The following is a 253-nucleotide window of genomic DNA, read 5'->3' as shown; positions in this document are numbered from 1 at the left end:
TCGTCAGCAAAAAACTGAAGCTGCCTTGTGATTTTTGTGGACATGAACATAAACTGTTGTCAAAAGCCGAAGTTGTATCTGCGGCGCAAGCCTGAAAGGAATGCCATGGCACAGCGTGTGCGTGTTAATCTTGTTGATGATGTGGACGGAAGCCCAGCTGAGGAATCTGTCAATTTCGCTCTTGATGGCGTCAACTATGTGATTGACCTGTCCGTCGAGAACGCCTCCAAACTGCGCGATGATCTGTCCTTGT

At 48.2% G+C, this 253-nt stretch carries 1 protein-coding gene; it reads left to right on the top strand.

Going from position 1 to position 253, the window contains the following annotated elements; all coding sequences use genetic code 11:
- Positions 1–105: 105 nt before the first annotated feature.
- Positions 106–253 (top strand): histone-like nucleoid-structuring protein Lsr2 (locus A5483_RS10935; RefSeq protein WP_161485347.1); only part of this gene is annotated, 148 nt, incomplete at its 3' end.

Origin of the sequence: Cutibacterium namnetense (genome assembly GCF_001642025.1) — a bacterium.
Lineage (GTDB): Bacteria > Actinomycetota > Actinomycetes > Propionibacteriales > Propionibacteriaceae > Cutibacterium > Cutibacterium namnetense.
The sequence above is the reverse complement of the archived record's forward strand: the minus strand, read 5'-3'. Positions and strand labels throughout refer to the sequence as shown.